The organism is Komagataeibacter ossonobensis, from assembly GCF_057359305.1.
In genome coordinates this window covers 1-3012 of record NZ_JBXAYQ010000095.1, presented here as the reverse complement: position 1 = coordinate 3012, position 3012 = coordinate 1, and the positions used below count along the sequence as shown (strand labels likewise).

Sequence of the window (3012 nt, the reverse complement as noted above, 5' to 3'; positions counted from 1 at the left end):
CGCTATACCCCAATTTTTGCGAAATCTCGCTATAGGATAGTTCGTGGATCCGATGAAGCAGAAAAATCTCGCGAGTAGATGGATCAAGATCCTGTATCGCATCCTGTAATATCACAAGCTGCTCACGCGACAGGAATACCTCATCAGGAGAGGGATTTGGGCACTCAATATTGTCCCATCCTTCATCCGGCAACGGGCTACAGGGCAGACAGCGTGTTCGCCGGTTTTCGTCACGAGCAGCGTTGTGGGCAGATTTCAGAATATAGGATTCGGCATGCTGGATATGTGTCACCCCCCGTTCAAGCAGACGCAGAAGGACAGTTTGTAACAGATCATCGGAATCCTCAGAACCTGTCCGCTGCCGGATTTTGGATGATAGCGAAAACCATCGGGACTGACGCTTTACCCATTCAGCCATGAAGATAAGTCATTCTGATCAAGATGACGTCCTACGTTTGCGCGATACCAGAAAGTTTTCCAACATTCATATTACTAATAATAATATATCACGAATTACAGCAATATAATATGTGTTCATATAAATTTCATATTTTATGCAATATATTGATTTTACTGAAAAGTTATGGCCAAAATATACTTCGGATCCACATATCGCAGGATAAGGAAATCTGTCCTTAACCGACGTATATTTATTTCGAGAAGCCAGAAAATAACTTAAGTATAGCGAATTAGTTTTAATTTAATATATATAAAATATATTATAAAAATTAACAATTTTATTTATCATTATCGTCTGGATACGTGTGATGTGTGATTTTCCCTGGTTCCAGGGAACGGTGTAGATATAGTGGTATAGTCTGAGTAACAGCCCATGGGGGCAGATAACCGTCTATTAAAATCCGTCTCGCGCAGTCCCCCCCTTGACGTGCTTGACCTTACTTCCTGAAATGTCCTCGATTTGAAGTTTGATCTGTCCACTGGAGACGGATCATGAAAAAAGCACGATTTACGCTGACCAAGATCACCGAAGCCCTGCGAAAGCATCAAACGGACATGATAACTCCAGACGAAAAGCATCATGGAGACATCCCGGCATTAAAGGGGCTGCTGGTAAAAAAAGCTCGTGACACGTGGCCTGCGGCAGGAGGCCGTGACCTGGGCGATGACCGAACGGGATTATTCACAGCAGCGCGTCTGCCACCTGACCTAAATGAATCCCCAACGTCTTGACGCTTTGTGTCGCGACAACTCGAAGACGCTAATGCGCGTATCTGGTTGAAGGCGTTGGCTGCACAAAAACGTTGGTTCGGCTACCCTCCTGCTCAATACGATAACTTGCGAGTATCGCCGTACCACCTTCGCAAGTTGCCGCGTCCACGCATACAGGCAATGTGTACTACCCGGGAGCCGCTGCGAAACTTCCGCTAGCGCATATCCCCGTTCGGTAATCTGCACCACCGCATCACGCTTGAACCCATCACTAAAATTGGGCTTCCCCATCAACGCCTCCTGTCCTCATTTTTAGGAGTTCGGGTGTCCAGAAATCTAGGGACTATTCAGTGCAACAGTATCGATATCCTTCTTTCCAACAAAACCCGTTCGTATCTGGCGCTCCGTTGCCAACCATGCGCGCAACCTGGCAATCAGTGATTGACCAGATCACGGCTGCGTGCATGCGCTGCTCTCTGGCCGATCTGACGCATCTGTGCACGCAGTCCCTTTTTACCGGGGGCTGGCTCGGCAACGTGATGGCCACCGCGATGAAAATCGGGGTTGAAGGCAAGCCAGTTCATGTCCTGCTCCACGACATGCATCGCGTGATCCACAGCCTGCGGAATGGACGGATCATCGGCCATCTCCCATGCTGGATGTTCGTGTCCGATCACCACATGCACATCAACTTCCGCCTCATGGCCATATTCATCGCGACCAATAAGGGTCAGGTCGATGGAACCCGTGGCATCATCTGGCGCGATCATGGAAAAGCAGCGGCGATCCGCATCGAACGAGACCCAGTCAGGCAGTGGCGCACCGCCGGCCTGGCGTGCCGTAATGGTCAGGTTGAGGTCCGTTCCATCCGAGCTGTTGAAGGCACCGGCAGGCACATCGACATCATATTGCTGGTTGGTTGTCACGAACCGGTAGAGCGACGTGCCACGTATCCATGTCTGGTGCGCAACGCCAAAGCCACGCTGGAACTCGTTCTCAAACCCGTCCTCCACTGATGTCTTGAGCAGGTCAGAAGAACTGAGGTCATTGTTGAGGGTCGAGCCCGAAAGGGCGGGATTGCCCTCCTGCTGCGTCACATTTGTGTTCAGTGCCACCGTAGTCTGCGAAACATGGCTGGTCTCATCGGCCATCAGTGCCGAAACATCTGCCACCTGTGCTGCCGTGCCCGTGGCCAACGTGCTGTTGGTCTCGACCAGTGCGGCAGACAGGCCGCCCGGCGTGCCAGTAAAGCCTGTTACGGGCGCAAAATGCAGTTCCGCGTTGGCAGGCAACACAAGGGCTGCCGTGGCGGAAACCGAGATGCTGACATTATGCCATGTCCTGCCCCCATTGGTTGAATACTGCCATGTACCCTGCGTTGCCGGGTTGGCCATATTGCCCACAATGGCAATGCCCTGCAGATGGTCGGGCACCGAGCCATCGGGATTGGAGGCACTACGCTGCTGGTCGGCCTGATCGGAGAAAGTCGGTCCGAACAGGCTGGAAATCCTATCGCCCCTGACCTGCTGGTTATTGGCATCAGCCGAGGGCAGCGTGGCGCTCCCGGTGGCAACCGGCGCGTCATTGACCGGCGTGACGCTGGTGCTCACCTGCACCGGCACCCCATCAAGTGCGGTGCCACCGCCGGTGTTGCTGACATCAACCCCCGTTGCCACGCCGGTTATGGCATTACCCGCCACGGCCCTGCCATCCGTCCCGGTAAAGGCGGGAGCGGCGGTATTGTCCACCACCGTTGCCGTAAACGAGATGTTCGACGGGTCACCATTAAAGTTCGGCGCGGGCTGGAACCATACCTGCGCATCACCCGGCAGCACCACCGCG

The 3012-nt window shown here is 52.9% G+C and carries 3 protein-coding genes and 1 pseudogene; 1 reads left to right on the top strand and 3 read right to left on the bottom strand.

Going from position 1 to position 3012, the window contains the following annotated elements:
* The coding region (locus AC1RQ9_RS18650) for an RNA polymerase sigma factor (RefSeq protein ID WP_485988084.1) at positions 1-418 on the bottom strand (418 nt) is incomplete at its 3' end.
* A gap of 533 nt (positions 419-951) precedes the next feature.
* Here AC1RQ9_RS18650 and AC1RQ9_RS18645 point away from each other — a divergent pair.
* Positions 952-1191 carry a hypothetical protein gene (locus tag AC1RQ9_RS18645; protein WP_485988083.1) on the top strand — a complete coding sequence of 80 codons (240 nt, stop codon included), beginning with the start codon at positions 952-954 and terminating at the stop codon, positions 1189-1191.
* Between the two features lie 126 nt (positions 1192-1317).
* Here AC1RQ9_RS18645 and AC1RQ9_RS18640 read toward each other — a convergent pair.
* Together AC1RQ9_RS18640 and AC1RQ9_RS18635 are read right to left on the bottom strand one after the other, a co-directional pair.
* Positions 1318-1461, bottom strand: a pseudogene (locus AC1RQ9_RS18640) (transposase); the annotation flags it as partial.
* Positions 1462-1604: 143 nt separating this feature from the next.
* Positions 1605-3012 (bottom strand): hypothetical protein (locus AC1RQ9_RS18635; RefSeq protein WP_485988081.1); only part of this gene is annotated, 1408 nt, incomplete at its 5' end.